Source organism: Neisseria lisongii, from assembly GCF_028463985.1.
GTDB lineage: Bacteria > Pseudomonadota > Gammaproteobacteria > Burkholderiales > Neisseriaceae > Neisseria > Neisseria lisongii.
Genome location: NZ_CP116766.1, coordinates 1,494,378 through 1,518,141, shown reverse-complemented (window position 1 = coordinate 1,518,141; position 23,764 = coordinate 1,494,378). Strand labels below are relative to the sequence as shown.

23 protein-coding genes and 2 tRNA genes are annotated in these 23,764 nt (G+C 51.8%); 12 read left to right on the top strand and 13 right to left on the bottom strand.

The window, feature by feature from the left end:
* The first annotated feature begins 7 nt into the window (after positions 1-7).
* Positions 8-83: transfer RNA gene (locus PJU73_RS06965), tRNA-Asn, on the top strand.
* Positions 84-273: 190 nt separating this feature from the next.
* The gene (locus PJU73_RS06960) at positions 274-1,827 is read left to right on the top strand and encodes a TerC family protein (protein ID WP_237091822.1); all 1,554 of its coding nucleotides are present in this window, start codon (positions 274-276) and stop codon (positions 1,825-1,827) included.
* Positions 1,828-2,044: 217 nt separating this feature from the next.
* On the opposite strand, the gene PJU73_RS06955 is transcribed toward PJU73_RS06960, so the two are convergent.
* Positions 2,045-2,254 (bottom strand): hypothetical protein, encoded by a 210-nt coding sequence (locus tag PJU73_RS06955; RefSeq protein WP_237091821.1) that lies wholly within the window; start codon positions 2,252-2,254, stop codon positions 2,045-2,047.
* 277 nt (positions 2,255-2,531) lie between these two features.
* On the opposite strand from PJU73_RS06955, the gene PJU73_RS06950 reads away from it, so the two are divergent.
* The 3 genes from PJU73_RS06950 to porB all read left to right on the top strand — a co-directional run bounded on the left by PJU73_RS06950 (position 2,532) and on the right by porB (position 4,881).
* Positions 2,532-2,840, top strand: coding sequence for an IS630 transposase-related protein (locus tag PJU73_RS06950; protein WP_237091820.1), 309 nt, complete (start codon positions 2,532-2,534; stop codon positions 2,838-2,840).
* Complete coding sequence (locus tag PJU73_RS09615) at positions 2,722-3,162, top strand: transposase (RefSeq protein ID WP_371871513.1); 441 nt, start codon at positions 2,722-2,724, stop codon at positions 3,160-3,162. The genes PJU73_RS06950 and PJU73_RS09615 overlap by 119 nt, the downstream gene beginning before the upstream one ends.
* 558 nt (positions 3,163-3,720) lie before the next feature.
* On the top strand, positions 3,721-4,881 hold the full coding sequence (gene porB / locus PJU73_RS06945; RefSeq protein ID WP_237091819.1) for a trimeric porin PorB: 1,161 nt from the start codon (positions 3,721-3,723) through the stop codon (positions 4,879-4,881).
* Positions 4,882-5,149: 268 nt separating this feature from the next.
* Here the strand turns inward: porB and PJU73_RS06940 are convergent, their stop codons facing one another.
* Complete coding sequence (locus PJU73_RS06940) at positions 5,150-6,112, bottom strand: IS110 family RNA-guided transposase (RefSeq protein WP_443094075.1); 963 nt, start codon at positions 6,110-6,112, stop codon at positions 5,150-5,152.
* Between the two features lie 705 nt (positions 6,113-6,817).
* Between PJU73_RS06940 and lspA the strand changes: the two genes are divergently transcribed.
* The gene (gene lspA, locus PJU73_RS06935; RefSeq protein ID WP_237092021.1) at positions 6,818-7,294 is read left to right on the top strand and encodes a signal peptidase II; all 477 of its coding nucleotides are present in this window, start codon (positions 6,818-6,820) and stop codon (positions 7,292-7,294) included.
* 17 nt (positions 7,295-7,311) lie between these two features.
* Positions 7,312-8,280, top strand: a complete 969-nt coding sequence (ispH, locus tag PJU73_RS06930; RefSeq protein ID WP_237092022.1) for a 4-hydroxy-3-methylbut-2-enyl diphosphate reductase — start codon at positions 7,312-7,314, stop codon at positions 8,278-8,280.
* A gap of 453 nt (positions 8,281-8,733) precedes the next feature.
* Here the strand turns inward: ispH and rarD are convergent, their stop codons facing one another.
* From rarD to pilB, 7 genes are all read right to left on the bottom strand, one after another.
* The gene (rarD, locus tag PJU73_RS06925) at positions 8,734-9,672 is read right to left on the bottom strand and encodes an EamA family transporter RarD (RefSeq protein WP_237092023.1); all 939 of its coding nucleotides are present in this window, start codon (positions 9,670-9,672) and stop codon (positions 8,734-8,736) included.
* Between the two features lie 13 nt (positions 9,673-9,685).
* Positions 9,686-9,883, bottom strand: coding sequence for a DNA gyrase inhibitor YacG (gene yacG / locus PJU73_RS06920; protein ID WP_237092024.1), 198 nt, complete (start codon positions 9,881-9,883; stop codon positions 9,686-9,688).
* Between the two features lie 352 nt (positions 9,884-10,235).
* Complete coding sequence (locus PJU73_RS06915; protein ID WP_443094074.1) at positions 10,236-11,198, bottom strand: IS110 family RNA-guided transposase; 963 nt, start codon at positions 11,196-11,198, stop codon at positions 10,236-10,238.
* 381 nt (positions 11,199-11,579) lie between these two features.
* A complete protein-coding gene (gene coaE, locus PJU73_RS06910) occupies positions 11,580-12,176 on the bottom strand; it encodes a dephospho-CoA kinase (RefSeq protein WP_237091274.1) in 597 nt (198 codons plus the stop codon).
* Positions 12,177-12,185: 9 nt separating this feature from the next.
* Complete coding sequence (locus PJU73_RS06905) at positions 12,186-13,061, bottom strand: prepilin peptidase (protein WP_237091275.1); 876 nt, start codon at positions 13,059-13,061, stop codon at positions 12,186-12,188.
* A gap of 70 nt (positions 13,062-13,131) precedes the next feature.
* Complete coding sequence (locus tag PJU73_RS06900; RefSeq protein ID WP_237091276.1) at positions 13,132-14,364, bottom strand: type II secretion system F family protein; 1,233 nt, start codon at positions 14,362-14,364, stop codon at positions 13,132-13,134.
* Between the two features lie 57 nt (positions 14,365-14,421).
* Positions 14,422-16,095, bottom strand: coding sequence for a type IV-A pilus assembly ATPase PilB (gene pilB, locus PJU73_RS06895; protein ID WP_237091277.1), 1,674 nt, complete (start codon positions 16,093-16,095; stop codon positions 14,422-14,424).
* A gap of 366 nt (positions 16,096-16,461) precedes the next feature.
* On the opposite strand from pilB, the gene PJU73_RS06890 reads away from it, so the two are divergent.
* Positions 16,462-18,207 (top strand): potassium/proton antiporter, encoded by a 1,746-nt coding sequence (locus PJU73_RS06890; RefSeq protein WP_237091278.1) that lies wholly within the window; start codon positions 16,462-16,464, stop codon positions 18,205-18,207.
* Positions 18,208-18,316: 109 nt separating this feature from the next.
* Here the strand turns inward: PJU73_RS06890 and PJU73_RS06885 are convergent, their stop codons facing one another.
* The 3 genes from PJU73_RS06885 to PJU73_RS06875 form a co-directional block, all read right to left on the bottom strand.
* Positions 18,317-18,742 (bottom strand): type II toxin-antitoxin system VapC family toxin, encoded by a 426-nt coding sequence (locus PJU73_RS06885; RefSeq protein ID WP_237091279.1) that lies wholly within the window; start codon positions 18,740-18,742, stop codon positions 18,317-18,319.
* Entirely contained in the window at positions 18,742-18,999 is a 258-nt protein-coding gene (locus PJU73_RS06880) for a type II toxin-antitoxin system Phd/YefM family antitoxin (protein WP_237091280.1), read from the bottom strand. The genes PJU73_RS06885 and PJU73_RS06880 overlap by 1 nt, the downstream gene beginning before the upstream one ends.
* 160 nt (positions 19,000-19,159) lie before the next feature.
* A tRNA-Phe gene (locus tag PJU73_RS06875) sits at positions 19,160-19,235 on the bottom strand.
* 399 nt (positions 19,236-19,634) lie between these two features.
* Between PJU73_RS06875 and PJU73_RS06870 the strand changes: the two genes are divergently transcribed.
* Positions 19,635-20,198 carry a hypothetical protein gene (locus PJU73_RS06870; protein WP_237091281.1) on the top strand — a complete coding sequence of 188 codons (564 nt, stop codon included), beginning with the start codon at positions 19,635-19,637 and terminating at the stop codon, positions 20,196-20,198.
* A 68-nt stretch (positions 20,199-20,266) separates the two neighbouring features.
* Here PJU73_RS06870 and PJU73_RS06865 read toward each other — a convergent pair whose 3' ends face one another.
* Positions 20,267-21,415: a class I SAM-dependent methyltransferase gene (locus tag PJU73_RS06865; RefSeq protein WP_371871499.1), complete on the bottom strand. Its 1,149-nt coding sequence runs from the start codon at positions 21,413-21,415 to the stop codon at positions 20,267-20,269.
* Positions 21,416-21,883: 468 nt separating this feature from the next.
* On the opposite strand from PJU73_RS06865, the gene mraZ reads away from it, so the two are divergent.
* The 3 genes from mraZ to ftsL all read left to right on the top strand — a co-directional run bounded on the left by mraZ (position 21,884) and on the right by ftsL (position 23,652).
* Positions 21,884-22,339 carry a division/cell wall cluster transcriptional repressor MraZ gene (gene mraZ / locus PJU73_RS06860; RefSeq protein WP_237091282.1) on the top strand — a complete coding sequence of 152 codons (456 nt, stop codon included), beginning with the start codon at positions 21,884-21,886 and terminating at the stop codon, positions 22,337-22,339.
* Entirely contained in the window at positions 22,336-23,295 is a 960-nt protein-coding gene (gene rsmH / locus PJU73_RS06855) for a 16S rRNA (cytosine(1402)-N(4))-methyltransferase RsmH (RefSeq protein ID WP_237091283.1), read from the top strand. Before mraZ ends, rsmH begins: the two co-directional genes overlap by 4 nt.
* A 75-nt stretch (positions 23,296-23,370) precedes the next feature.
* Positions 23,371-23,652 carry a cell division protein FtsL gene (ftsL, locus tag PJU73_RS06850; protein WP_237091284.1) on the top strand — a complete coding sequence of 94 codons (282 nt, stop codon included), beginning with the start codon at positions 23,371-23,373 and terminating at the stop codon, positions 23,650-23,652.
* Positions 23,653-23,764: the final 112 nt, after the last annotated feature.

Sequence of the window (23,764 nt, the reverse complement as noted above, 5' to 3'; positions counted from 1 at the left end):
GCTTAATTCCCCGATAGCTCAGTCGGTAGAGCGACGGACTGTTAATCCGCAGGTCCCTGGTTCGAGCCCAGGTCGGGGAGCCAGATTTAAAAAGCACCATCTTCATGATGGTGCTTTTTTGCATTGGAAGATATATTTTCAGACGGCCTTACCGGCGCAGTTTTGCCATCACACCGCCAAACTGGTACACTTCAACGCTTATTATCAATAAAACAAGAATTTCAGGCTGCTTCAGGCCGCCTGTTTATATTTATTTAAAGGAATAGAAAAATCATGGATTTCAGTTGGTTAGCCGATCCGCATACGTGGGTGGGCTTTGCAACGCTGTTGGTGCTGGAAGTGGTGTTGGGCATCGACAATCTGGTGTTTGTGGCGATTTTGGCAAACAAAGTCAAACCCGCCCTGCGCGACAAAGCACGCATTACCGGCTTGGGGCTGGCGGTGTTGATCCGCATCTTCATGCTCGGCTTTATGGCGCACATTATGACGCTGACGCAGCCGCTGTTTTCCATTGCTTCTCTGACCGTATCGGGCAAAGACCTGATTATGTTTTCAGGCGGCCTGTTTCTGCTGTATAAAGCGACAACCGAGCTGCACGAGCGTTTGGAAGGGCATAACCAGTTTGCCGTTGCCGAAACGCAGAAAAAACACGCCCCGTTTTGGAGCGTGGTGGCGCAGATTTTGGTGTTGGACGCTGTATTTTCCATCGATTCCGTGATTACCGCCGTTGCCATGGTCGATCATATCGTGGTCGCAATGGCGGCGGTTGCCGTGGCGATGGCGGTGATGATTACCGCCAGCAAAGTGCTGACCGAATTTGTCGATAAACACCCGACCGTGGTCATGCTGTGCCTCGGCTTCCTACTGATGATCGGCTTCAGCCTGATTGCCGAAGCCTTCCATTTCCATATCCCCAAAGGCTATCTCTATGCCGCCATCGGCTTCTCGATTCTGATCGAACTTTTCAACCAGATTTCCCAGAAAAACAGCCGTAAAAACGACTATATCAGCAGCTCGTGGCGCAAACGTACCGCTGAAAACGTCTTAGGCATGATGGGTATCAGGGAAAGTATTTTGGCAAAATCGGGCGATACCGAAGACGATGCCCGTTTTGAAGAAAACGAAAAATCCATGATCCGCAGCGTCTTGACCCTCGCCGAGCGGCCGATTATGGGCGTAATGATTCCTCGCAGAGACATCGAGCGGCTGGATATTTCCCAAAGCCGTCAGGAACAATACCGCCAACTGCAAGACACGCCATACAGCCGCCTGCTGGTGGTCGGCAAAGCCGGCGTGGACGAACCTCTGGGCTATATCAACAAAAAAGACCTGTTGAGCCAGCTCTTGGAAAACGGCGAAATGAATATTCAGACGGCCTTGCGCCAGCCCCTGATTTTGCCCGACTCCACCACCGCCCTGAACGCCATCGAATTATTCCGCCAAAGCAGCGCCGATTACTCGCTGGTGGTGGACGAATTCGGCGCAGTCTTAGGCATGGTTACCATGAAAGACCTGCTCGAAGCCATCGCCGGCGAATTCCCCGAAGAATTCGAACGTGAAGAAGAACCCGCCCTGCAGGAAAACGCCGACGAAAGCCTGACCGTGGACGGCTCGCTCGAGTATGTCGAACTCGCCCCCCAACTCAACCTCCCGCCGCAGGAAGAAGATGCCGACTACCACACCGTTGCCGGACTGATTATGGAAGAGCTGCAAAGCATACCCGATGTCGGCGACAGCATCGATTTCCACGGCTGGCGTTTTGAAGTAACCGAAAAAGAAGGCCAGCGCATCGAACGGGTGAAGATTACCAGATTGCCCGAAGAATAAAGCTGAAAGAAAGCAAATAAGCCGTCTGAAAAGCGAAGGTTTCGCCAAAACGAGAGCAGCGAGTTTAGCGAAACCTTCGCTTTTCAGACGGCTTATTTTGTAGCGTGGGCAATTTATTGCCCACCGATTTCAAACCATGTTCGGCGTGCAATTCCTTGTATGCACAGATTTAGTAGGTTTTATTTGCAAAACGAGATACTATAAGCCCCCCAACAAATCAAGCCTTATCCAGACACATTTTCGCACAGCGTTCTTCATTAAAGGGGTGTTGGTACTTCAATACAGATTGGGCAATGGTTACGAGTTTACGCATCAGAGCCACAATCACGGCTTTTTTCGCCAGTTTATTACGCCCCGGCAAGCGTTGGACAAACGGGCTGTAAATACTGTCTTTATGAACGCCGAAGCAAAACACCATCGCAGGCATATATAGTCAATCTACCAAATTTAAATAACACCCCTAAGCAACTCATCCACAGACAGCCCCCCAAACTTCCTCCGTCTCGCCTTTAATCAAGTCCACTTCTTTTCAATCGGATTTAAGTCGGGACTGTAAGGAGGAAGTCATAAGACAGTATGTCCTTTATCCTTCAACAACGCTTCAGCCTTACCCTTATGAAACGCCGCATTATCCATGATCACTATAGCCAATCCACCTAAAATAAATTACAATTTAGCCGACATTGATTCAACCATCCCTCCCCATGACCTACTCAACAGACTTCCGCAAACTCACCCTAGCCAAACTCAAACAAGGCCTTTCCATCCGCAAAGCAGCCAAAGAACTCGGTATCGGCAGCGATACCCTGTTCAGATGGACAAAGAACCCTGTCCCCAAAGCCTACCCCAAAGACAGAAAACCTTTCAAAATCACAAAAGAAGCACTGTTTCTGGATGTCGAACAATACCCCGATGCCTATTGCTACGAACGGGCAGAGCGGTTTAACTGTTCAACCGGTGCCATTCACAAAGCACTGCAAAAATACGGTATCAGCCGAAAAAAAGACCAATAAACACCCAAAGGCAAATGCCCGGCTCAGAAGACGGTTTATCAGACTCAAACACCGTTTTCATCTGAGAAACCGTCCGATTGTCTGTTTGGATGAAAGCGGGTTCAGAACCTTCGTCCACCGTCCTTACGGGTATGCACCCAAAGGCAGCCTTTGCATCGATACTTATGATTGGCAGGGACGTAATCAAACCAATGCCATCGGTGCGCTATATGGCGGCCAACTGTTTGCGGTCGGTTTGTTTGACTGCAGTATCAACAGCAGGATATTTGATACTTGGGTAGAACAGCTGCTGATACCGCAGCTTCCGGACAACAGTGTATAGTTAAAACACCGAATTTTCTGTACAAATCGGCAAGCTAATAACAGTCGGAATATGTGGAGCAACAAGCTAAGTTGGTTCACCTGCACTTTGTTCCCCGTCCCGCTGACGGGAAGAGGCTAGGGGAAGGGTGGCTTGCTGTGGTGCCATATTTTTCGGTTGATTCGCTATAGGTGAGCCAGCGCAGTAATACTTTAAAAATGGATTCACGATAAGCTGCAAAAGCAGCCATTGCCTATCTAAAAAACCGATATTGCCAACAATCCACTGGCCTCAAATACCACGTTCTGAAACGATGTGTTGTAAAAATGCAAAAAATCGGAAATAAACATAACTAATTGATATATAAATAATAAAATCCATAATTTCAGTCACCGGCCTGTTGGATAAAGCCGCCGCCAAGCCAAGTAAACGCAGCAAAGTTTGTTTTTTCGCAGCGAAGCATTTATAGTGAAGCCATGTAATCGCTGACTGATTGCAGTGATAAATGCAAAACGTAGAGTAGATTGAATCGAATCTGCTTATGTTGTTTTCTTTCATATATGGAAAAGGAATACAGTAATGAAAAAATCTCTGATCGCCCTGACTCTGGCAACTCTGCCTGTTGCAGCTATGGCCGATGTAACTCTGTACGGTCAAGTTAAAGCCGGTGTTGAAATCGCTCAAACTAAATTTGGTGCTAAAACTGCTGAAAAAGCAAAATTTGAGCGTAAAACCAAAACTGCTACCGATATCCAAGATTTCGGTTCACGTATCGGTTTCAAAGGTCACGAGCATCTGGGTAACAACCTGAACGCTATTTGGCAAATCGAACAAAAAACTCCAGTAACTGGTGGTAACGGCTGGGCTACTCGCGACTCTTTCATCGGTTTGGAAGGTGGCTTCGGTAAAGTTCGTGCCGGTTACATCGAAAGCTCAATCATGAGTACTGACGGTGCGATTGATCCATGGGAAGGCAATAACCACGCTGTTGCTTTGGGTGATACTTTCAACCGTAACTCTAAACGTGTTGCTTCTGCCCGTTACGACTCTCCAGTATTCGGTGGCTTCAGCGCTAACGTACAATACACTCCACGTGACAACGCTAACCCAGAAGATAAATGGACTCACAACGAAGCCACTAAAGATGCTTACTACGCTGGTTTGAACTACGAAAACTCAGGTTTCTTCGGTCAATACGCCGGTGGTTTCAAACACAATAATATCGCTAGTAACAAAGCTAATGAAAAAGCTAAAGACGGTCAATTCCATCGCTTGGCTGCTGGTTACGATGCAAACAACCTGATGGTTGGTGCTGCTGTTCAATACGGCAAAAACTTTGAAACTTACGAAAACTATACCACTTCTCTGACTAATGGTTTTGTAAAAGATGGTAATGTTGCATTTGGTACTAAAGTTGCTGATTCTGTAACTATCAAAGATAAAGATGGCAAGGTAACTACTCATGGTAAAGGTGTAGAAACCTTGGAAGCTGCTGCAACTGCTGCTTACCGTTTTGGTAATGTAACTCCTCGTGTTACTTATGCTCACGGTTTCAAAGCTAAAGTTGACGGCGTAAAACAAAAAGGTACTGGCTACGACCAAGTGATCGTAGGTGCTGACTACGACTTCTCTAAACGCACTTCTGCTCTGTTGTCTGCAGGTTGGTTGCGTGCCGGTCAAAAAGGCCCTCACAAAGTTGAAACCGTTGCCGGTCTGGTTGGCTTGCGCCACAAATTCTAATCTAAGCTGATTAGATTAGCCTAAACAAAAAGAGCCTGCTGATGCAGGCTCTTTTTTATTTGCAGAATGTTTGAATTGACTATAGTTAAAACACTAACTTCTCTGTACAAGCCAGTAAGCTAATATTACCTATAGTGGATTAACTGAATAATCCATACAATTTAATCCGGCACTTGTAGCAACTGTATTTTTCACCCCGTCGGGTAAAAATACAAAAACGGTTAGTCTGAAGGCCGGTCTAAACAAAACCGGCAATACTTCAACATGATCAAACAGCACTCACTGCCGCCAAACGATCCCGCATCATCGCATTCAGAATCGTCAGCAGCTTACGCATACAGGCCGTTACCGCCACTTTGTACGGCTTACCCCGCAAACGCAGACGTTGGTAGAAGTCCTTAATCCTCGGTTCGTAGTGTGCCGCCACCATCGCCGCCATATACAGCGTTTTGCGTACAGCACTGCGCCCGCCGAAACAGCGGCTTTTAAACTTCATTGTGCCGCTTTCTTTCACATAAGGGGCGACACCTACCAAACCGGCAATCTGTTTATGCGATACTTTGCCCAATTCCGGCAACATCGCACATAAGGTCGCCGCAGTAGTCGGGCCGATACCTTTGATGCTTTGCAGCAGACTGCTTTTGTCGCCAAAATGAGTGTCGTTATGTTCTTCGATCTGTTTGTCCAAAGCAGCAATCAGTATGTCGAAATGTGCGATCAGTGCTTCAACACTTTGAATCTGTGTTTCATGTACCTGCTGCAAACGGTTTTTTTCGGCACTGCGCATTTCAACCAGTTGAGTGCGGCGGCTGATTAAGGCTTCGAGGATTTCTTCTGCCTCACTCGGCGGCGTATAGAGCTGCCGTTCCCAATCGGGCTTTTGTGTGATTACCTGTGCGTAAAACGCCAACATTTTGGCATCGGCCGCATCGGTTTTGGTGAGTGATTGCGACTGTGCGAATTGGTGCGTCTGACGGGGATTGGCAATGATGACTTTGAATCCTGCCCGGTGCAGTGCTTTGGCCAATGGGATTTCCAGTCCGCCGGTGCTTTCCATCACAACCAGTGAGGCCTGATGTTTTTTCAGGTATTCGATGGTGTGGAGAAAGCCTTTTTGGTTGTTGGTCTCGGTTTTGGTCTTTTTGGAAGACGTGATGCCGATAACGAAGTTTCGTTTGGCAATGTCGATACCGTCGTAGTTTTGGGCACTCATCATAAACCTGTCTTGCATTCGGTTGTGTTGTCGGGCAACTGTCCGGTTGTGTTGATGGGTTGCCCGGCTTCCCTAAGCTACACAGCGGTTGTTGAACCTTGGGTGCGCACGGGTGGCGGCCGGGCGGGTGTTGCTTGTTATGATACTGGAAGTTGGATATACAAGACGTGATGCCGATAACGAAGTTTCGTTTGGCGATGTCGATACCGCCGTAGTTTTGGGTACTCATCATAAACCTGTCTTGCATTCGGTTGTGTTGTCGGGCAACTGTCCGGTTGTGTTGATGGGTTGCCCGGCTTCCCTAAGCTACACAGCGGTTGTTGAACCTTGGGTGCGCACGGGTGGCGGCCGGGCGGGTGTTGCTTGTTATGATACTGGAAGTTGGATATACAAGGGTGCGAGCCAAAGCACGCACCCGTTCTGTGAGTTTTATGTCGAAGCCGTCTGAAAATCTGATTTCAGCTTCACAGAAACTCGCTTTACTCGTTTTCAGACGGCTTTCATGTGGAATTTAAAGAACACGTGCCTGCTTAGGCAAGCACGCTGCACACCGTTCCCCGTCCCGCTGGCGGGAAGGGGTTAGGGGAAGGGTGGCTCGCTGCGGTGTCTATTTTTCGGTTGATTTACCGTACCCCCACAACGCAAATTTACCCCGTAAATCGGCACGTCAGGCTGCTTTGGGGTAAAATAAGCGTTTTCTTTGCTTCAGAGGCCGTCTGAAAAATGACTTTATCCAAAATTCCTTATTTGCTGCTGGCCGTGGCGGCGGTGATTCTCGATCAGGCAACCAAGTTGGCGGTATTGGCGAATTTCCAATATCAGGAGCGTTTGAACATTATCCCTGATTTTTTTGATTTGACGCTGGTGTTCAATCCCGGTGCGGCGTTCAGCTTTTTGGCGGATCAGGGCGGCTGGCAGAAGTTTTTTTTCCTGCTGCTGGCGGTGTTGATCAGCGGCTATCTGATTCGTGCCGTTATCCGCGATGATTTTGCCCGCTGGGGAAAAATCGGGGCGGCGATGATTGTCGGCGGCGCATTCGGCAATGTTATCGACCGCCTGCTCTACGGGCATGTGGTGGATTTTCTGCTGTTTTACTGGCAAAACTGGTTTTATCCGGCATTTAACGTCGCCGACAGTTTTATCTGCGTCGGCGCAGTGTTGCTGGTGTTGGACGGCATCCGCAATAAGAAAACGGCATAAGCGGCGGGAGAAAGAAGATGACGGGAAAAACCATTATGCTGGCCAATCCACGCGGCTTTTGTGCGGGAGTGGATCGTGCCATCAGCATTGTCGAGCGGGCATTGGAACAGTTCGGCGCCCCGATTTATGTACGCCATGAGGTGGTACACAATAAATTTGTGGTCGATAATCTGCGTGCCAAAGGGGCGGTGTTTATCGAAGATTTGGCCGATGTGCCGGTTGGTGCCACGCTGATTTATTCGGCGCACGGCGTGTCCAAAGCGGTGCAGCAGGAAGCGGCGCAGCGGGGTTTTCGGGTATTTGATGCGACTTGCCCGCTGGTTACCAAAGTTCATAAAGAAGTGGAACGTTTGAACGATCAGGGCTATCAAATCATCATGATCGGGCATAAAGGCCATGTGGAAGTGGAAGGCACAATGGGGCAGCTTCCGCCGGGGAAAATGCTGCTGGTGGAAGTGCCGGAAGATGTGGCGGCACTGCAGGTTGCCGACCCCGACAAGCTGGCTTATGTCAGCCAAACCACGCTTTCGGTTGATGAAACCAAAGACATTATCGAAGCGCTGAACCGCCGTTTCCCCAATATCCGCAATCCGCACCGTGAAGACATCTGCTATGCCACCACCAACCGCCAAAAAGCGGTCAAAGATTTGGCGGCGGTATGCGATATCGTGATTGTGGTCGGTTCGCCCAATTCGTCCAACAGCAACCGCTTGCGGGAAGTGGCTGCGCTGCGGGGCGTGGACGCTTACATGGTGGACAATGCCACCGGTTTGCAGCCGCAATGGTTTGCCGGCAAACGTCAGGTCGGCATCACCGCCGGCGCTTCAGCACCGGAAGTATTGGTACGGGAAGTGGTTGCCGCCATTCAGGGTTGGGGACACGAAACGCTGCTGGAAGGCAGCGGCGAAGATGAAAGCATTGTGTTTGTGTTGCCCAAAGAATTGCGCAGAGAAGGGGAAAACAAACAGCCTTTGAATAAAGGTTGAACGTTTTTTAATCAGTATGCCGTCTGAAAAACGCATTTTCAGACGGCATATTTTCAGTGGGCAATGAAAAGTTTCACAGTGTGGTTTATTAAGTTAATCCACTATATTTTTTGGTTAATTCACTATAGAGCCAATCCACTCTAACCAGCAGATAAATTGTGATTTTCTTGCGCTTGGGCAGAGAATTTTGTAAGATTGAGGAATCGGGGCAGCGGCTGCTACCGCCAACCCCGTCTTTCAGGTTCTTAGTAAGCCGATACGCTTACCAACATCAGAACCAGAAAGATAATGATTTGAATAGTTGTGGTATTCATTTCATTTTCCTCTGTGAGCGCCCATCGGAAACGGTGGGCGTTTCCGCTTGTTGAACCACTCAACGGGGAATATTGTAATAAATCCACAATTTAAATCAATGTATTGTTTGAGAATCAGATGCCGTCTGAAAACGCATTTTCAGACGGCATGGTTATTTGTACACCGTTGCCTGATACCGTAGAGCAGCCCTTGCAGCAGCAACAGGCATAGTCCCGACCAAATCAGGCCATAACCTATCCAATCTTGGCTGCTGACGGTTTCGTTTAACAAAACCACCGATAAAACAAATAACAAAATCGGTTCAAGATAGCTCAACATGCCGAAAATCACCACCGGCAGCATTTGGTTTGCCTGCAGATTCAAATACATCGCCAAGGCGCTGTTGATGCCGAGCAGCACAATCCATACGGCGAGCTGCGGGTGGGCGGCAATCACGGCAAGGCTCTCGGATGACAACAGAATATAAACCAGCATACAGGGCGCAATCAGCGCCAAATCAATGGTCAGCCCGATTAACGAAGGAATCCCGAAACGGCGGCGCAGCAGATAGTAAACCGGATAAGTGCCGCACACCCACAGCGTTGCCCATGAAAATGCCCCCGAATGCACCAGTTGCCAGCCCACGCCCGCCGCCGCCAGCAACACGGCGCAGCTTTGCAGGCGGTTGAGGCGTTCTTTCAGCCAGATTCGCCCCGCCAGCATCATCGCCAGCGGAAACAGAAAATAGCCCATCGCCACGTTAATTCCTTCGCCATTGACCGGCGCCCACATAAACAGCCACAACTGGCTGGCGATAATCGGCGTGGTCAGCAGCAGCGGCAGCCAGTTGCGCAGATTCATGCCCAAACCGGCCGCAAACGAGCGTGCCGCACCCCAGCTTCTGCTCAAACTCATCAGCGCCAGCAGGGCAAACAGCATACCGATCATGCGCCATGCGAAAACATCGGTGCCGCTCAAAGGCTGCATCCACATGCTGTATAAAAACAGAATGGAAAACAAACCGTTGGACAACACGGCAGCCGCCACCCCACGCAGAGTGGAAGATGTTTTCGCTTCGCAGAGATTTGCGCCATTCATTTTTCAGACGGCCTTATCGTTCGAGCAGGTCAGACAGGCTGTCGTCTTCTTCGGCGGCAACGCTGTAACGCTCGTTTGCCCATTCACCCAAGTCAATTAGCTTGCAGCGGCGGCTGCAAAACGGGCGGTAAGGGCTGTCGGCATTCCAGTGGACGGCAGTGCGGCAGGTCGGACATTTGACAGTAGGGACATTTTGGGTATCAGTGTTCATTATATTTATGATTTTAAAAGAGATTTAGGCTAGAATGCAGTGGAATAATCAAAAGATACGGCAACGCAGCAAGCCACCCTTCCCCTAACCCCCTCCCGCCAGCAGGACGGGGAACTGTGTGCAGGGCGGCTTGCTGCGTCGCCGTATCTTTTGATTGTCATCATAGTAAATCTACCTTAAAAATATCACAACGCAAACCACTTTTTCCCGATTTTATAGTGGATTAACTGAATAATCCATACAATTTAATCCGGCACTTGTAGCAACTGTATTTTTCACCCCGTCGGGTAAAAATACAAAAACGGTTAGTCTGAAGGCCGGTCTGAACAAAACCGGCAATACTTCAACATGATCAAACAGCACTCACCTCTGCCAAACGATCCCGCATCATCGCATTCAGAATCGTCAGCAGCTTACGCATACAGGCCGTTACCGCCACTTTGTACGGCTTACCCCGCAAACGCAGACGTTGGTAGAAGTCCTTAATCCTCGGTTCGTAGTGTGCCGCCACCATCGCCGCCATATACAGCGTTTTGCGTACAGCACTGCGCCCGCCGAAACAGCGGCTTTTAAACTTCATTGTGCCGCTTTCTTTCACATAAGGGGCGACACCTACCAAACCGGCAATCTGTTTATGCGATACTCTGCCCAATTCCGGCAACATCGCACATAAGGTCGCTGCAGTAGTCGGGCCGATACCTTTGATGCTTTGCAGCAGACTGCTTTTGTCGCCAAAATGAGTGTCGTTATGTTCTTCGATCTGTCTGTCCAAAGCAGCAATCAGTGCGTCGAAATGTGCGATCAGTGCTTCAACACTTTGAATCTGTGTTTCATGTACCTGCTGCAAACGGTTTTTTTCGGCACTGCGCATTTCAACCAGTTGAGTGCGGCGGCTGATTAAGGCTTCGAGGATTTCTTCTGCCTCACTCGGCGGCGTATAGAGCTGCCGTTCCCAATCGGGCTTTTGTGTGATTACCTGTGCGTAAAACGCCAACATTTTGGCATCGGCCGCATCGGTTTTGGTGAGTGATTGCGACTGTGCGAATTGGTGCGTCTGACGGGGATTGGCAATGATGACTTTGAATCCTGCCCGGTGCAGTGCTTTGGCCAATGGGATTTCCAGTCCGCCGGTGCTTTCCATCACAACCAGTGAGACCTGATGTTTTTTCAGGTATTCGATGGTGTGGAGAAAGCCTTTTTGGTTGTTGGTCTCGGTTTTGGTCTTTTTGGAAGACGTGATGCCGATAACGAAGTTTCGTTTGGCGATGTCGATACCGCCGTAGTTTTGGGTACTCATCATAAACCTGTCTTGCATTCGGTTGTGTTGTCGGGCAACTGTCCGGTTGTGTTGATGGGTTGCCCGGCTTCCCTAAGCTACACATCGGTTGTTGAACCTTGGGTGCGCACGGGTGGTGGCCGGGCGGGTGTTGCTTGTTATGATACTGGAAGTTGGATATACAAGGGTGCGAGCCAAAGCACGTACCTGTTCTGTGAGTTTTATGTCGAAGCCGTCTGAAAATCTGATTTTAGCTGTTCAGAAACTCGCTTTGCTCGTTTTCAGACGGCATTCATGTTGAATTTAAAGAACACGTGCGTGCTTCGGCACACACGCTACACACTGTTCCCCGTCCCGCCGGTGGGAAGGGGCTAGGAGAAGGGTGGCTCGTTGTGGTGCCATCTTTTTTCGGTTGATTCACTATAGTTCACGATAAAAACCGTGTAATCGGCGGACTTTTTCGCCTAATTGCGCCAGCGTACCGCAGTTGGCAATCACATCATCGGCGGCAAGCAGGCGGCGGCGGCGTGGGGATTGGGCGGCGATAATCCGTTTGATTTCGCCTTCGCCCAAGCCGCTGCGTTCGGCGGTACGGCGGATTTGGGTGGCTTCGTCCACATCGACAACCAAAATCCGGTCGGTTAATGCGGCAAATGCGGGCTGCTCAATCAGCAGCGGCACGTCCAAAATGCCGTAGCGTGCGGCGGAATACGCCTGCTGCTGTGTTTTCACGGCAGCCAGAATCAGCGGCAGCATAATGTCTTCCAGCTTTTTTTTGGATTCAGGCCGTCTGAAAACTTCATCTCTCAAGGCGGCACGGTCGAGACGGCCTTGGCTGTCGAATACACCGTCGCCGAAAGCGGCACGAATCGGCGGCAAAGCTGCGCCGCCCTCGGCACTCAGGCTGCGGCTGAGTGCATCGGCATCAATATGCGGCACACTGAGTTTGGCAAACTCTGCGGCGGTTTGCGATTTACCGCTACCGATGCCGCCGGTGAGGCCTATCCATAATGTCATGAATCTTCCTTAAAAAATCGGGTTGCCCAGCCAGTGTTCAAAGGCCGTCTGAATCGGGGTTCGGAATACGGCAGCGCACCAACCGGCAACAGCAAGCGCCGGGCCGAAAGCGAAATATTGCCCTTTTTTAACCCGCAGCAGCAGCGCCGCCACCAAACCGGCCAATGAAGCGGCAAATACGGTAAATGCCAGCATTTCTACACCGTTCCAAGCGCCGAGCGCCGCCAGCAGTTTGAAATCGCCGTGTCCCATACCGGTTTGTCCGGTCAGTTTGTGGAACACTGCATTGGGCAGCCACAGAGCGAGATAGCCCGCCGCTGCGCCGATTACGGCCGATTGCAGCGGCACATACAGACCGTCTGAATTGAGCAGCAGCCCCAGCCACAACAGCGGCAACGTGATTTGGTCAGGCAGATAATGCGTGTCTGCATCGATTTCCGCCAAAGCAATCAGGGCAGAAGTAAACGCCAAGATGCCGATCAGCGCAATGCCTGCACCAAACCGCCATGCAGCAGCGGCAAACAGAACGGCGGTAACGCATTCTACCCGCAAATAGCGGCTGCCGAAACCTTGCCCGCAATGCCGACATTTACCGCCTGACAGCAGATAACCGAATATCGGGATATTTTGCCGCATATTCAGCGGCGTTCGGCACTTAGGGCAATGCGAAGCCGGTCGGAACAGGTTAAAAGTTTGCCTGTCTTCCAGCGCAAGCGGTTGCTGAAGCTGATTTTTGGCAAACAGGGTAAATTCCCGTTCCATCATCAACGGCAAGCGGTAAATCACAACATTAAGAAAACTGCCGATAATACCGCCGATAAAAGCGCAGAAAAGCAGCAGCGTCGGCGTATCAAGTTGGCGGAACAGGTCGGATAAGGCGGTCATGGCGTTTCCTGAAGTGGTGTTTATTTTAAAGTGAACCCGCTATATTTGGGTGAAATTGAAATTTTCATTTTCAGACGGCATCGCCCAAGTGGAACAGGGGTAGGTACATGGCCAGTAGCAGGATGCCGATCAGGGTACCCAATATCACCATAATCAGCGGTTCCATCAGGGCGGAGAGTCGGGCGACGGTTTGGTCGACTTCGTTTTCGTACCATTCGGCGGCTTTGTCGAGCATGGTGTCGAGTGCGCCCGATTCTTCGCCGACGGCGGCCATGCGGATCATCATTTCGGCAAAGCAGCCGCTGTTTTGCATGGCGGTGGTCAGGGAAATGCCTTGTACGACTTGGTTGCGGATGGCATGGGTGGCATCTTCGTAAACCAGATTGCCGCAGGCTCCGGCAACGGTGTTCAGTGCTTCGGCGGGCGGCATGCCGGCGGCGAACAGGGCGGCGGTGGTTCTTGCCCAGCGGGCGGAGGCGGTTTGGGCAACGGTGGTGCCGAGCAGGGGGAGTTGCAGCAGGTAGCGGTCGCAGCGTTTCTGCAGGTTGCGCGAGCGGCGGTAGCGGCGGCGAAACCAGACTGCGGCGGCAATTAGACCGATCAGCGGTAGCCAGCCGTAGGCGGCAAGCAGGTCGGAAGCGCTCATCACAGCCTGCGTCAGCCATGGTAACTCTGCGCCCATGTCGGCATAGACGGTTTGGAACGAGGGGAGGACAAACAGCATCATCACCAAAATAATGATAATGGAAACGGCGATAATGGAAACGGGGTAAATCAAGGCCGTCTGAATCTGTTTTTTCAGCAGGCGGTTTTTTTCCTGTGTCAGGGCGAGCCGCTCCAACAGGGTTTCCAGTATGCCGCCGGTTTCGCCTGCTGCCACCAGATTGCAGTAAAAACGGTCGAAATGCTGCGGGTGGCGTGCCAGTGCCTGAGCCAGCGAGCTGCCTTGTTCGATGTCGGTGCGGATGTGCAGCAGCAGTTTGCTCAAATTCGGGTGGCCGCTGCCCTGTGCGGCAACGTCAAACGCCTGCAGCAGTGGCAAACCGGCTTTCATCATGGTGGAAAGTTGGCGGGTGAATACGGCGATGTCTTGGCTGCGGATTTTGCGTTTGCGGACGGATTTTGCAGGGCGGATCAGTACGGCATTGATGCCCCGCCGTTTGAGTTTCTGTTCGGCGGCGGCTTGGTCGGGTGCGCTGATTTCGCCCTGCACGGGGCGGCCGCTGTGCAGGTTGGTGCCTTCAAACAGAAAACGTTTGCTTTTTCTGCTGCCGAAGAGGGTAGTGGATTTGCGTGTTGCCATGGTCGGACTTTGCGTTGAGGCCGTCTGAAAAACGTATTTTCAGACGGCATGGTGGGTTCAATCATTGGTGCAGGCGCAGACTTCTTCTAAGGAAGTCAGACCCTGCATCACTTTGAGCAACCCGGCACGCCGCAGGTCGGTCATGCCTTCCCGAGCCGCCTGATTGAGCATATCGGTTTCGGTGCCGTTGTTGAGAATAATCTGCTGCACGGTTTCGCTGACGGGCATGAGTTCGAAAATGCCGATCCGTCCTTTGAAACCTTTGCCCCGACAATGATCGCAACCGACAGGGCGGTAGGGTTGCCAGTTTTGCTGTAAATCTTCATCGGTGAAACCGAGTGAGCGCAAGACGGCTTCAGGCGGGCGTTCGGTGGGCTGTTTGCAGTCGGGACACAGCCGCCGCACCAGCCGCTGCGCCACAATCAGGCTGACCGAACCGGCGATGTTGAACGGTTCGACACCCATATTCAGCAGGCGGGAGAGGGTGGCGGGGGCATTGTTGGTGTGCAGCGTGGAAAAAACCATGTGGCCGGTTTGCGCCGCTTTGATGGCGATGTCGGCGGTTTCCAAATCCCGGATTTCGCCGACCATAATGATATCGGGGTCTTGCCGCAGAAATGCCCGCAGGGCGGCGGCAAACGTCAGCCCTTGTCGGTCATTGACATTGACCTGATTGATGCCCGCCAGATGGATTTCCGCCGGATCTTCGGCGGTGGCGATATTGACACCTTCGGTGTTGAGCAGCTTCAGACAGGCATAGAGTGTGAGCGTTTTGCCCGAACCGGTCGGGCCGGTAACCAAAACCATGCCGTAGGGACGGCGTACGGCATCGGCGAGCATGGTCTGTTGGAACGGCTCTAAGCCGAGTTCGGCAAAATTCAGACGGCCGATGTCGGTGTTCAAAATCCGCATCACCACTTTTTCGCCGAACACGGTCGGCAAAGTACTGACCCGAAAGTCAATCGCCGCTGCGTTTTTCTGCAGGGCAATGCGGATACGCCCGTCTTGCGGCACCCGTTTTTCGGCAATGTCCAAACGTGCCATCACTTTGATGCACGAGGCGAGCTGGTGTCGCACGGCAAGCGGCGGCTGCACTACTTCGCGCAATGTGCCGTCAATGCGGAAACGGATTCGGGCGCTGTGTTCGTAAAATTCGAAATGAATGTCGGATGCGCCGGCGGCCAGCGCATTGGAGAGGATTTTGTGGATAAAGCGGGGAATCGGGCCGTCTTCGGCTTCTTCGTTGTCGATGTAGAGCGTTTGCGTGCCGGTTTCGGGGCTGTCGCCGATTTCCTGCAGCAGGGCGGCGGAATGTTGGTTGATCCAGTCCAACAGCGCCGAGAGCTGGTCGTCGGCTACCACCACCAAATCAATAGCAACGCCGGCGGCAAAGGCGATTTTCTGCAAATGGCGGATTTGAGTCGGGTCGGAAACCGCCAGACACACGGTTTCGCCCCGCCGAAACAGCGGCACGCAGCGGTTTTGCACCATTTGTTCGTCGCTCAAGACTTCTTTGACCAACAGACTGCGGTCGTAATCCCGCAAATCCAGCAGCGGATAATGGAAAATCTGCGCCAGCCGTTGCGCCAAATCCTGCGGCGAAATGATGCCATCGGCAAATAGCTTCGGCAAAACGGCCTGATGTTCCGCCGCCGCCTGATGATAATGCTCGGCCTGTGCCGGTGTGAGGATATGGTGTTGCGTGAGGACACGCAGAAGGGCGCTGCTCATAAAATCACCTTTGTTTCTGCTTTGCCGCTGAACGGCTTGTTATTTTAAGTAAATTTAGAGTAAACATACCGCAAAATCCGCCGCTGCTCAATGTTTTATGCTTATTTCAGGCCGGTTTTTGAGGCCGTCTGAAAACGGGGTTGTTTGAAATATTTTGTTTATATTCAGTTGATTATATTGATTTTGAGATGGCTGCTTGCCCGCTGCTTGCGGAGAGGGCGTAAAAAAGAAAAATATAGGGCTTATGTTACAATGCAGGCCGTCTGAAAATAAGTAGAACGAATTTTCAGACGGCCTGTTACATAATATAAAGTGAATTCACGATAACGTTTCACAGACAACTGTTTTACTTTGGTATCAAACCGTATGGATCAATTAAATATTCTGTTTTTTGTGATGGCGCTGCTGCTGTTTCTCAGCGTATTGGCGAGCAGGCTGTCGGCACGTTTGGGGATGCCGCTGCTGCTGGCGTTTTTGGGCGTGGGGATGCTGGCGGGCGAAGAGGGCTTGGGCGGCATTAAGTTTGACAGTTTTACCGGTGCGACACTGGTCAGCCAACTGGCGTTGGCGGTGATTCTGCTTGACGGCGGTTTGCGGACGCAGTTCTCCACCTTCCGCATCGCCTTGAAACCGGCGGCGGTATTGGCAACATGGGGCGTGGTGGCGAGCGTGGCGGTGCTGGGCATATTTGCCACCTTCTTTTTGGGCGTGGATTGGAAACTGGGCTTGCTGATGGCGGCGATTGTCGGCTCGACCGATGCGGCGGCGGTGTTTTCGCTGCTGCGCAACAGCGGCGTGCGGCTGCATCAGCGGATTCAGGCTTCTCTGGAATTGGAATCGGGCCTGAACGATCCGATGGCGATTCTGCTGGTAACCATGTTAATCAGCCTGATTATGCAGCCGCAGGAAACCACGGCGCTTTCGGCGCTGGCGATGTTGGTGCAGCAGTTGGGCTTGGGCGTATTGTTCGGCTTGGTGTCGGGCAAAATTCTGGCATGGCTGCTGGCAAGAATCCCGCTGGCGGAAGGCCTGTATGCCATTTTGGTGGCGTCGGCGGGGCTGCTGGTGTTTGCCGTGTGTAATATTTTCGGCGGAAGCGGCTTTCTGGCTGTGTATCTTGCCGGTGTGATGGTCGGCAATGCCCGCAATTCTTCTACCGAACATGTTTTGACGGTGATGGACGGCTTGGCATGGCTGGCGCAGGCCACTATGTTTTTGGTACTCGGTCTGCTGGTTACACCGTCGCAGGTATGGGAAACCATGCCGTCGGCCGTCGTGATTGCCGCCTTCCTGATGCTGGTGGCACGGCCGCTGGCGGTGTACACCTCGATTAAATGGTTTCGCTACAGCCGCAAAGAATTGGCCTATATCAGCTGGGTCGGGCTGCGCGGCGCAGTGCCGGTTACTTTGGCGATTATGCCGCTGATGAGCGGCGTACCCAATGCCTCGCTGCTGTTTAACGTTGCCTTTGCCGTGGTGTTCCTGTCGCTGCTGATTCAGGGGACGACCATTCCGTTTTTTGCCAGAAAACTCGATATGGTGTTGCCCGAAAAGCCCGAACCGCTGGATATCCGTGAGGTATGGCTGGCCAAAAAACTGTCGGTTACGATGCAGTCGTTTCAGGTTGCGGCCGATTCGCAGGCGGAACACGCCCATCCGTATGCCATGACTCGCGAACCAAAATTCCGCAACGGCCGCCTGTTTGCCCTGATACGCAACGGCGAAAACGTCCGGGTCGGCATGAATACGCAGATGCAGCAAAACGATATTGCATGGTATGTTTTGCCCGAAGAAGCAGGCGAGAGCTTCGCCGAACAGTTTGCCGGTGGCGAATTGAGCCGCCAAGAGCAGGAATTTTACGGCGAATTTGTGGTGAAACCCGATGCCAAAGTCGGCGATGTCGCATTTGCCTACGGCTTGCAGGTGCCGGAAGAAGTTGCCGGTAAAACGCTGGTCGATGCGTTTCGGGAATACTTCGGCGATGTGCCGGTGGCCGGCGACAAACTCTACTGGGATGGTGTATGTGTTACCGTGCGGGAGTTGGACGAGAAAAGCAATATCCAATCCTTCGGTTTGAAAATGCCGAAAAAAGAGGATACGGAAAAAGTCTGATATATTCCGAAAAGCCGTTTTTCAGACGGCCTTGCCGCTTATCAACAGGGGCTATTTTCAACACGATGGTTGAAAATAGCCCCTCTGTTCATTTGCTGTTTGAGCAATATTAGATTTCGGCTGCAAACGGGTTAAACAGTCTCGCCCCCGTACGCTCAAAATCGGCCGTATTGCGGGTAACCAAAGTTAAGCCGTGTTGCCGTGCCGTAGCGGCAATCCACGCATCGTTTTCAGGCGCTTTGTCGGGAATGTGCATGGCGGCGCAAATGCGGGCGGTAGTTTCGTCTATCGGCAAAATGCGGTTGGTGAATAATTTGGATTTGACTTCGTCCAACCAGCGGCGCAATTCTATACCTTGCACAGGATCTTTACGTTCCATGCCCAATACGCCCCGTTCCAATTCCATGGCAACAATGGCGCTGGTGTAAAAGTACCCGCTGTCTGTTTGAGCCAGCCATGCGGTAAGGTTTGGGTTTGCCCGTCCTTTTTTGGCTTTACGCATTTCGCTGATGATATTAGTGTCCAATAGATACATTATTCAAACTCCACTGCCGGACGTTGGCTTGAACTGCGGGGCGGGATTTCCAATTCAATATCGGCTGCGTCTGCCTCGATACTTTGCAGTATTTCTAAAGCAGTTTGCGGCTTGCCCGTCAGTTTCTGATAATCGGCATAGCTTAACAACACTTGGGCCGGTACGCCTCGGTGGGTGATGATGACGGGCGCAGTTGCCGCCGCTTTTTGGGCTTGGCTGGTACGTTGGTTGAATTCACGGCTGCTGAATATCTGCATGATGATGCTCCTGTTTTGGTATTGATGTTATTACAAACAGGATTGTTCCGCAACAGGCAGACCAAAAACAAAAAAACCAAGCGCAGGGCTTGGTTGTTCGGTATTGGCTTGTGATATTCACAGGTAATAGGTAAAAAAATAACCACCAAATGGTGGTATGTGGTGGCCAGAGGCGGGATCGAACCGCCGACACACGGATTTTCAATCCGTTGCTCTACCAACTGAGCTATCTGGCCTTGTGTGTTTCGCTGTGAAGTGCGTATTAAACCAAAATCGGGCGGCTTGTGCAAGTGTTATTTGAGAAAAAATGGTTATTTTAAAATAAACATCTGTTTTGTATTGGATTAAAATTTCGATAAAGACAGGCCGTCTGAAAAGCGACGGGCAGTTGGTCGGTGTGTAAGTATGGCGGAAAGTATTTTTTCTATCGTGAATTCATTTTAAAAGTATTACAGCGTTGGCTCGCCTAGCCGTACTACCTGTACTGTCTTCGGCTCGCCGCCTTGTACTACTTTTAAAGTGAATCCACTATATCATCACAGCATCACTGTATCACTGCGCCGCTTTGCCGCCTATCTCTTTCTTTGGGTTGGGTTTCGCTATAGAATGGGCGTTTTGTCGGAACAGGCTGATTTATGCTTTATCAATTTTTTAAAGATATGCTGGATATTGTGCGGCTGCGTTTTCGTGCGCCGGAGGAATATCATTATCCCTTGTCGGTAACGCTGGCGGCGGTTTTGCTGCTGGGTTTGATGAATGCGGCGGGCGTGGGTGTGTTTTTTGTCAGCGTGCCGGTGGCGGTAGCGGCGGCAATGTTGATGACGGCGGCGAAATGGTATGTGTTGAGCCGTGTGATGCGTCGGGTATTGAAACGTAAAAACGAGGCAGCGGTGCCGTTGTGGGGTTTTACTTTGGCTTCGGAAGCGCTGGCAGCGCCGATGTTGGTGCTGCTGTATGAGCCGACGCAGGCGGTGGCTTTGGTGTGTATGTTTTGGCAGACGTGGATTTTTTGGACACAGTTTGCCGGTTTTATGAAACTGGGTCGGGCATCGTTCGGGCGGGTGCTGCTGGGTTATGCGGTTTATGTATGTGCGGTGGTGCTGGTCGTCTTTTTGCTGCTGATGGTGTTTTTGCAACTGGGTTGGCTGGACATTGAGGGAATCCGGCAGCAGTTTGAAACAATGCAGAATGCCGGATAATCGGTTGAGAAATAAAGGCAGGCCGTCTGAAAACGTGGTTTTCAGACGGCCTGTTTGTGTTCGGAAGGTCAGAGCTTGTGGCAGATGTCGCCGCAGCGGAAGCCTGTCCAGTCGATGGCGAGATTTTTGCCGAAAGCCATGACTTTGAAGAGTTCGCCCATTTCGTGCGGGTTAATCAGGGTTTGGGCGGCTGCGGCGGCTTTCAGATATTCGGGGCTGCGGCTGTCGCCGTGTTGTGCGAGCAGGTCGGTGAGACCCAGATTGAGCAGGAAGTTGGCCTGCGTGGTGTAGCCGATTAAGTCCAAACCGCCATCGGTACCGGCTTGGGCGATGTCGGTAAAATTGACGTGGGCGGTCAGGTCGGTCAGGCCGACGTGGAAAAAAGGATCGTGGACGGTATGGTGGCGGTAATGGCCGATTAAGGTGCCGCTGTTGCGCTGCGGGTGGTAATACTGGGCGGCATCGAAGCCGTAGTCTATCCAAATCATGCCGCCGCAAACCAGCTTGGCGGCAAGGGTGCGGATAAAGGCGTGTTGGGCGGGGTGCAGCTCGCTGGTGTAGGGTTCGCAGTCGGGAAAATAGCTGTGCGCCGCCTGCAGCAAATCGGGGTCGGTCAGCGGCGTTTCGGCGGTGTGCAGGCCGTGTTCGCCTGCGGCGACGGTTATCCGTTGGAATGTGCCGTGTTCCCGTTTGACAACTTCCACCGGCATGGCATCCAGCACTTCGTTGCCGATGATGATGCCGTTGAAACTGTCGGGCAGAGCGGTGAGGTGAACCACTTTGTCGGCTTGTTCGGCGGAAACCTGTTGGCGGATAAATTGCCGTTGCCGCTCGGCCAGTTCGGCGGAAATTTCGATGATGTAGTAATGACGGACAGTGTCGCCCAAGCTGTTGAGCAGGGTGGCGGCGAGTGCGCCGGTGCCGGCACCGAATTCGTAGAGATTGCCCTCGGTTTGCGGCAGCAGCTCCGAAAGTTGGCGGGCGAGGGTTTGGCCGAACAGGGGCGAGAGGGTCGGGGCGGTAATGAAATCGCCCGCTGCGCCGATTTTGTGGCTTCCGCCGCTGTAATACCCGAGTTCGGGCAGGTATAAAACCTGTTCCATAAAGCGGGAAAACGGCATGTCGCCGTTGCGGCGGATGTCGTCTGTTAAGATGTTCAACAGTTTCCGGCTGGCGGCTTGGGCTTCGGCGGACGGGGCGGGCAGTTGGGGCTTCATGTCGCTTTCCTGTGGCGTGCAAAAGTGTTAGAAAATGTAAATTTTTTCAGTTTGGCTGTTTATTATAACCCGAATCAAACGCCCCCGATATTACGGCTGAAGATACTATATATAGTGGTTTGTTGAATAGATAAATACTAAATATGGTGTTTTGGTGTTGAAAATGCGGCGTTCGGTGGTGTTCGGGTTTGATGCGGTTGTCTGTATCGCAATGTATTTTAAGGGATTTTTTATCGCTTAACCCCGCTTTTTTCAGACGGCCTGCGTTTGACCGACAAGGGAAAATTTCTTATAGTGTAGGCTTGTGGGGTAATGTGGGCGAAAGTGTCTGGATTTCCCCGATTTAACGGAAATTTCAGCGGCGCTCAAACAGCCCGTTTCCGACAGCGGAAACGGATTATCCGATAGGGTAGGGCGGTTTCAGACGGCGTTTGTTTCAATCTTATATCATCAGCGGCAAGGTAAACCATGTTCGGCGGTTCTCACGATTTGAGCATAGACAGCAAAGGGCGGTTGGCCATTCCGGCTAAATTCCGCGAATTGCTGCTGCGCCAAGGTTCGCCTTCGCTGGTGGTAACGCTCGATTCCCGGGAGCGGCTGCTGATGTATCCGCTGCAGGAGTGGGAACGGGTGGCGGCGCAGCTTTTGAGCATGAAAGTGGCGGGCAATACCACGTTGCAGCGTTATCAGAATCTGCTGCTGCACAATGCCGACCAGCTTGAGTGGGATAGTGCCGGCCGTATTCTGTTGCCGCAAAACCTGCGCAAGCGGGTGGTTTTTGAAAAAGAAGTAACCCTGGTGGGGCGTGCCAACCGTTTGGAACTGTGGGGACGCGAGCAATGGGAAGCAGAAATGGAACAGGCTTTGGATATTGATGCCGACGAGCTGGCTTTCCAATTGAGTCAGACGGATTTGCAGCTGTGAGTGAAAAACAGGAATTCAAACACATTACCGTGTTGCTGCATGAAGCGGTGGACGCTTTGGCAGTAAAGGAAAACGGGATTTATGTGGACGGTACGTTCGGTCGGGGCGGACATTCCCGCCTGATTTTGTCGAAATTGGGCAGCCAAGGCCGCCTGATTGTGTTCGACAAAGACCCGCAGGCGGTTGCCGTGGCCGAAGCGCTGGCAGCGGAAGACAAGCGGGTCAGCGTGGTGCATGACGGTTTTGCCAATTTTCAGACGGCCTTGGACGGCTTGGGAATCGAGCGGATTGACGGTGCGCTGTTTGACTTGGGCATTTCTTCACCGCAGATTGACGACGGCGAACGGGGGTTCAGCTTCCGCTACGATGCGCCGCTGGATATGCGCATGGACCCGACCCGGGGCCTTTCCGCCGCCCAATGGCTGGCGCAGGCAGACGAACAGGAAATACACGAGGTAATCAAAAATTATGGTGAAGAGCGGTTTAGTCGCCAGATTGCACGGGCGGTTGTCGCCAAACGTGCAGAAGCGCCGATTGATACAACCCGCAAGCTGGCGCAGCTCGTGGCGGAAAACGTCCGTACTCGCGAGCGGGGTCAGGATCCGGCCACGAGGACATTTCAAGCCGTTCGCATCTACATTAACCGTGAATTGGAAGAAGTAGCCGCCGTGTTGCCGCAGGCGGTAGGCCGTCTGAAAACCGGAGGACGTTTGGCGGTGATTGCCTTCCATTCGCTGGAAGACCGGATTGTAAAACAGTTTATTAAAAAACATTCCCGCCACGAGCCGTTGCCCCGCTGGGTGATGGTGAAAGACGACGAGCGGCCGCAACCGCCGGTGAAAGAAGTCGGCAAGGCGGTGAAGCCTTCTGCAGCGGAAATCGAAGCCAATCCCCGTTCCCGCTCCGCCATTTTGCGCATCGCCGAGCGGACCGACGGCCCGCTTACCGAAGGTTAAACCGAAAACAATAAAAACAGGGCGGATATACTCTTTATATATAGAGAGAACAGGCCGTCTGAAAAAGCAGTCGATATGGATAACAATAAAATCAGAAAAGCAGTAAACATCATTTTGCTGCTGGCGGTTTGGGTTTCAGGATTTTTCGTGGTTACGGTGCAGGATCAGACCCGCCAGTATTTTGTGAAACTGCAAACCGCCGAAAAACAGAAAATCGAAATGGATCAGGAGTTTGCTCGTTTGAAATTGGAACAGGCAAAGCTGGCGAACCACAAACTGATTAAAGTGGCCGCCGAACACCAAAACCTGAAACCGCCGACGGCGGAGAATACAGTGATGGCGGTGCGGCCGAAATAAAACATATTAACGGTTAAAACAAATGGAAAAATAAACAGGGTTCGACTGTATGGCGAATGAGTTAAATCAGAACAAGGCAATGCCTTACCGGTTTAAATCCGCCAATCGGCCC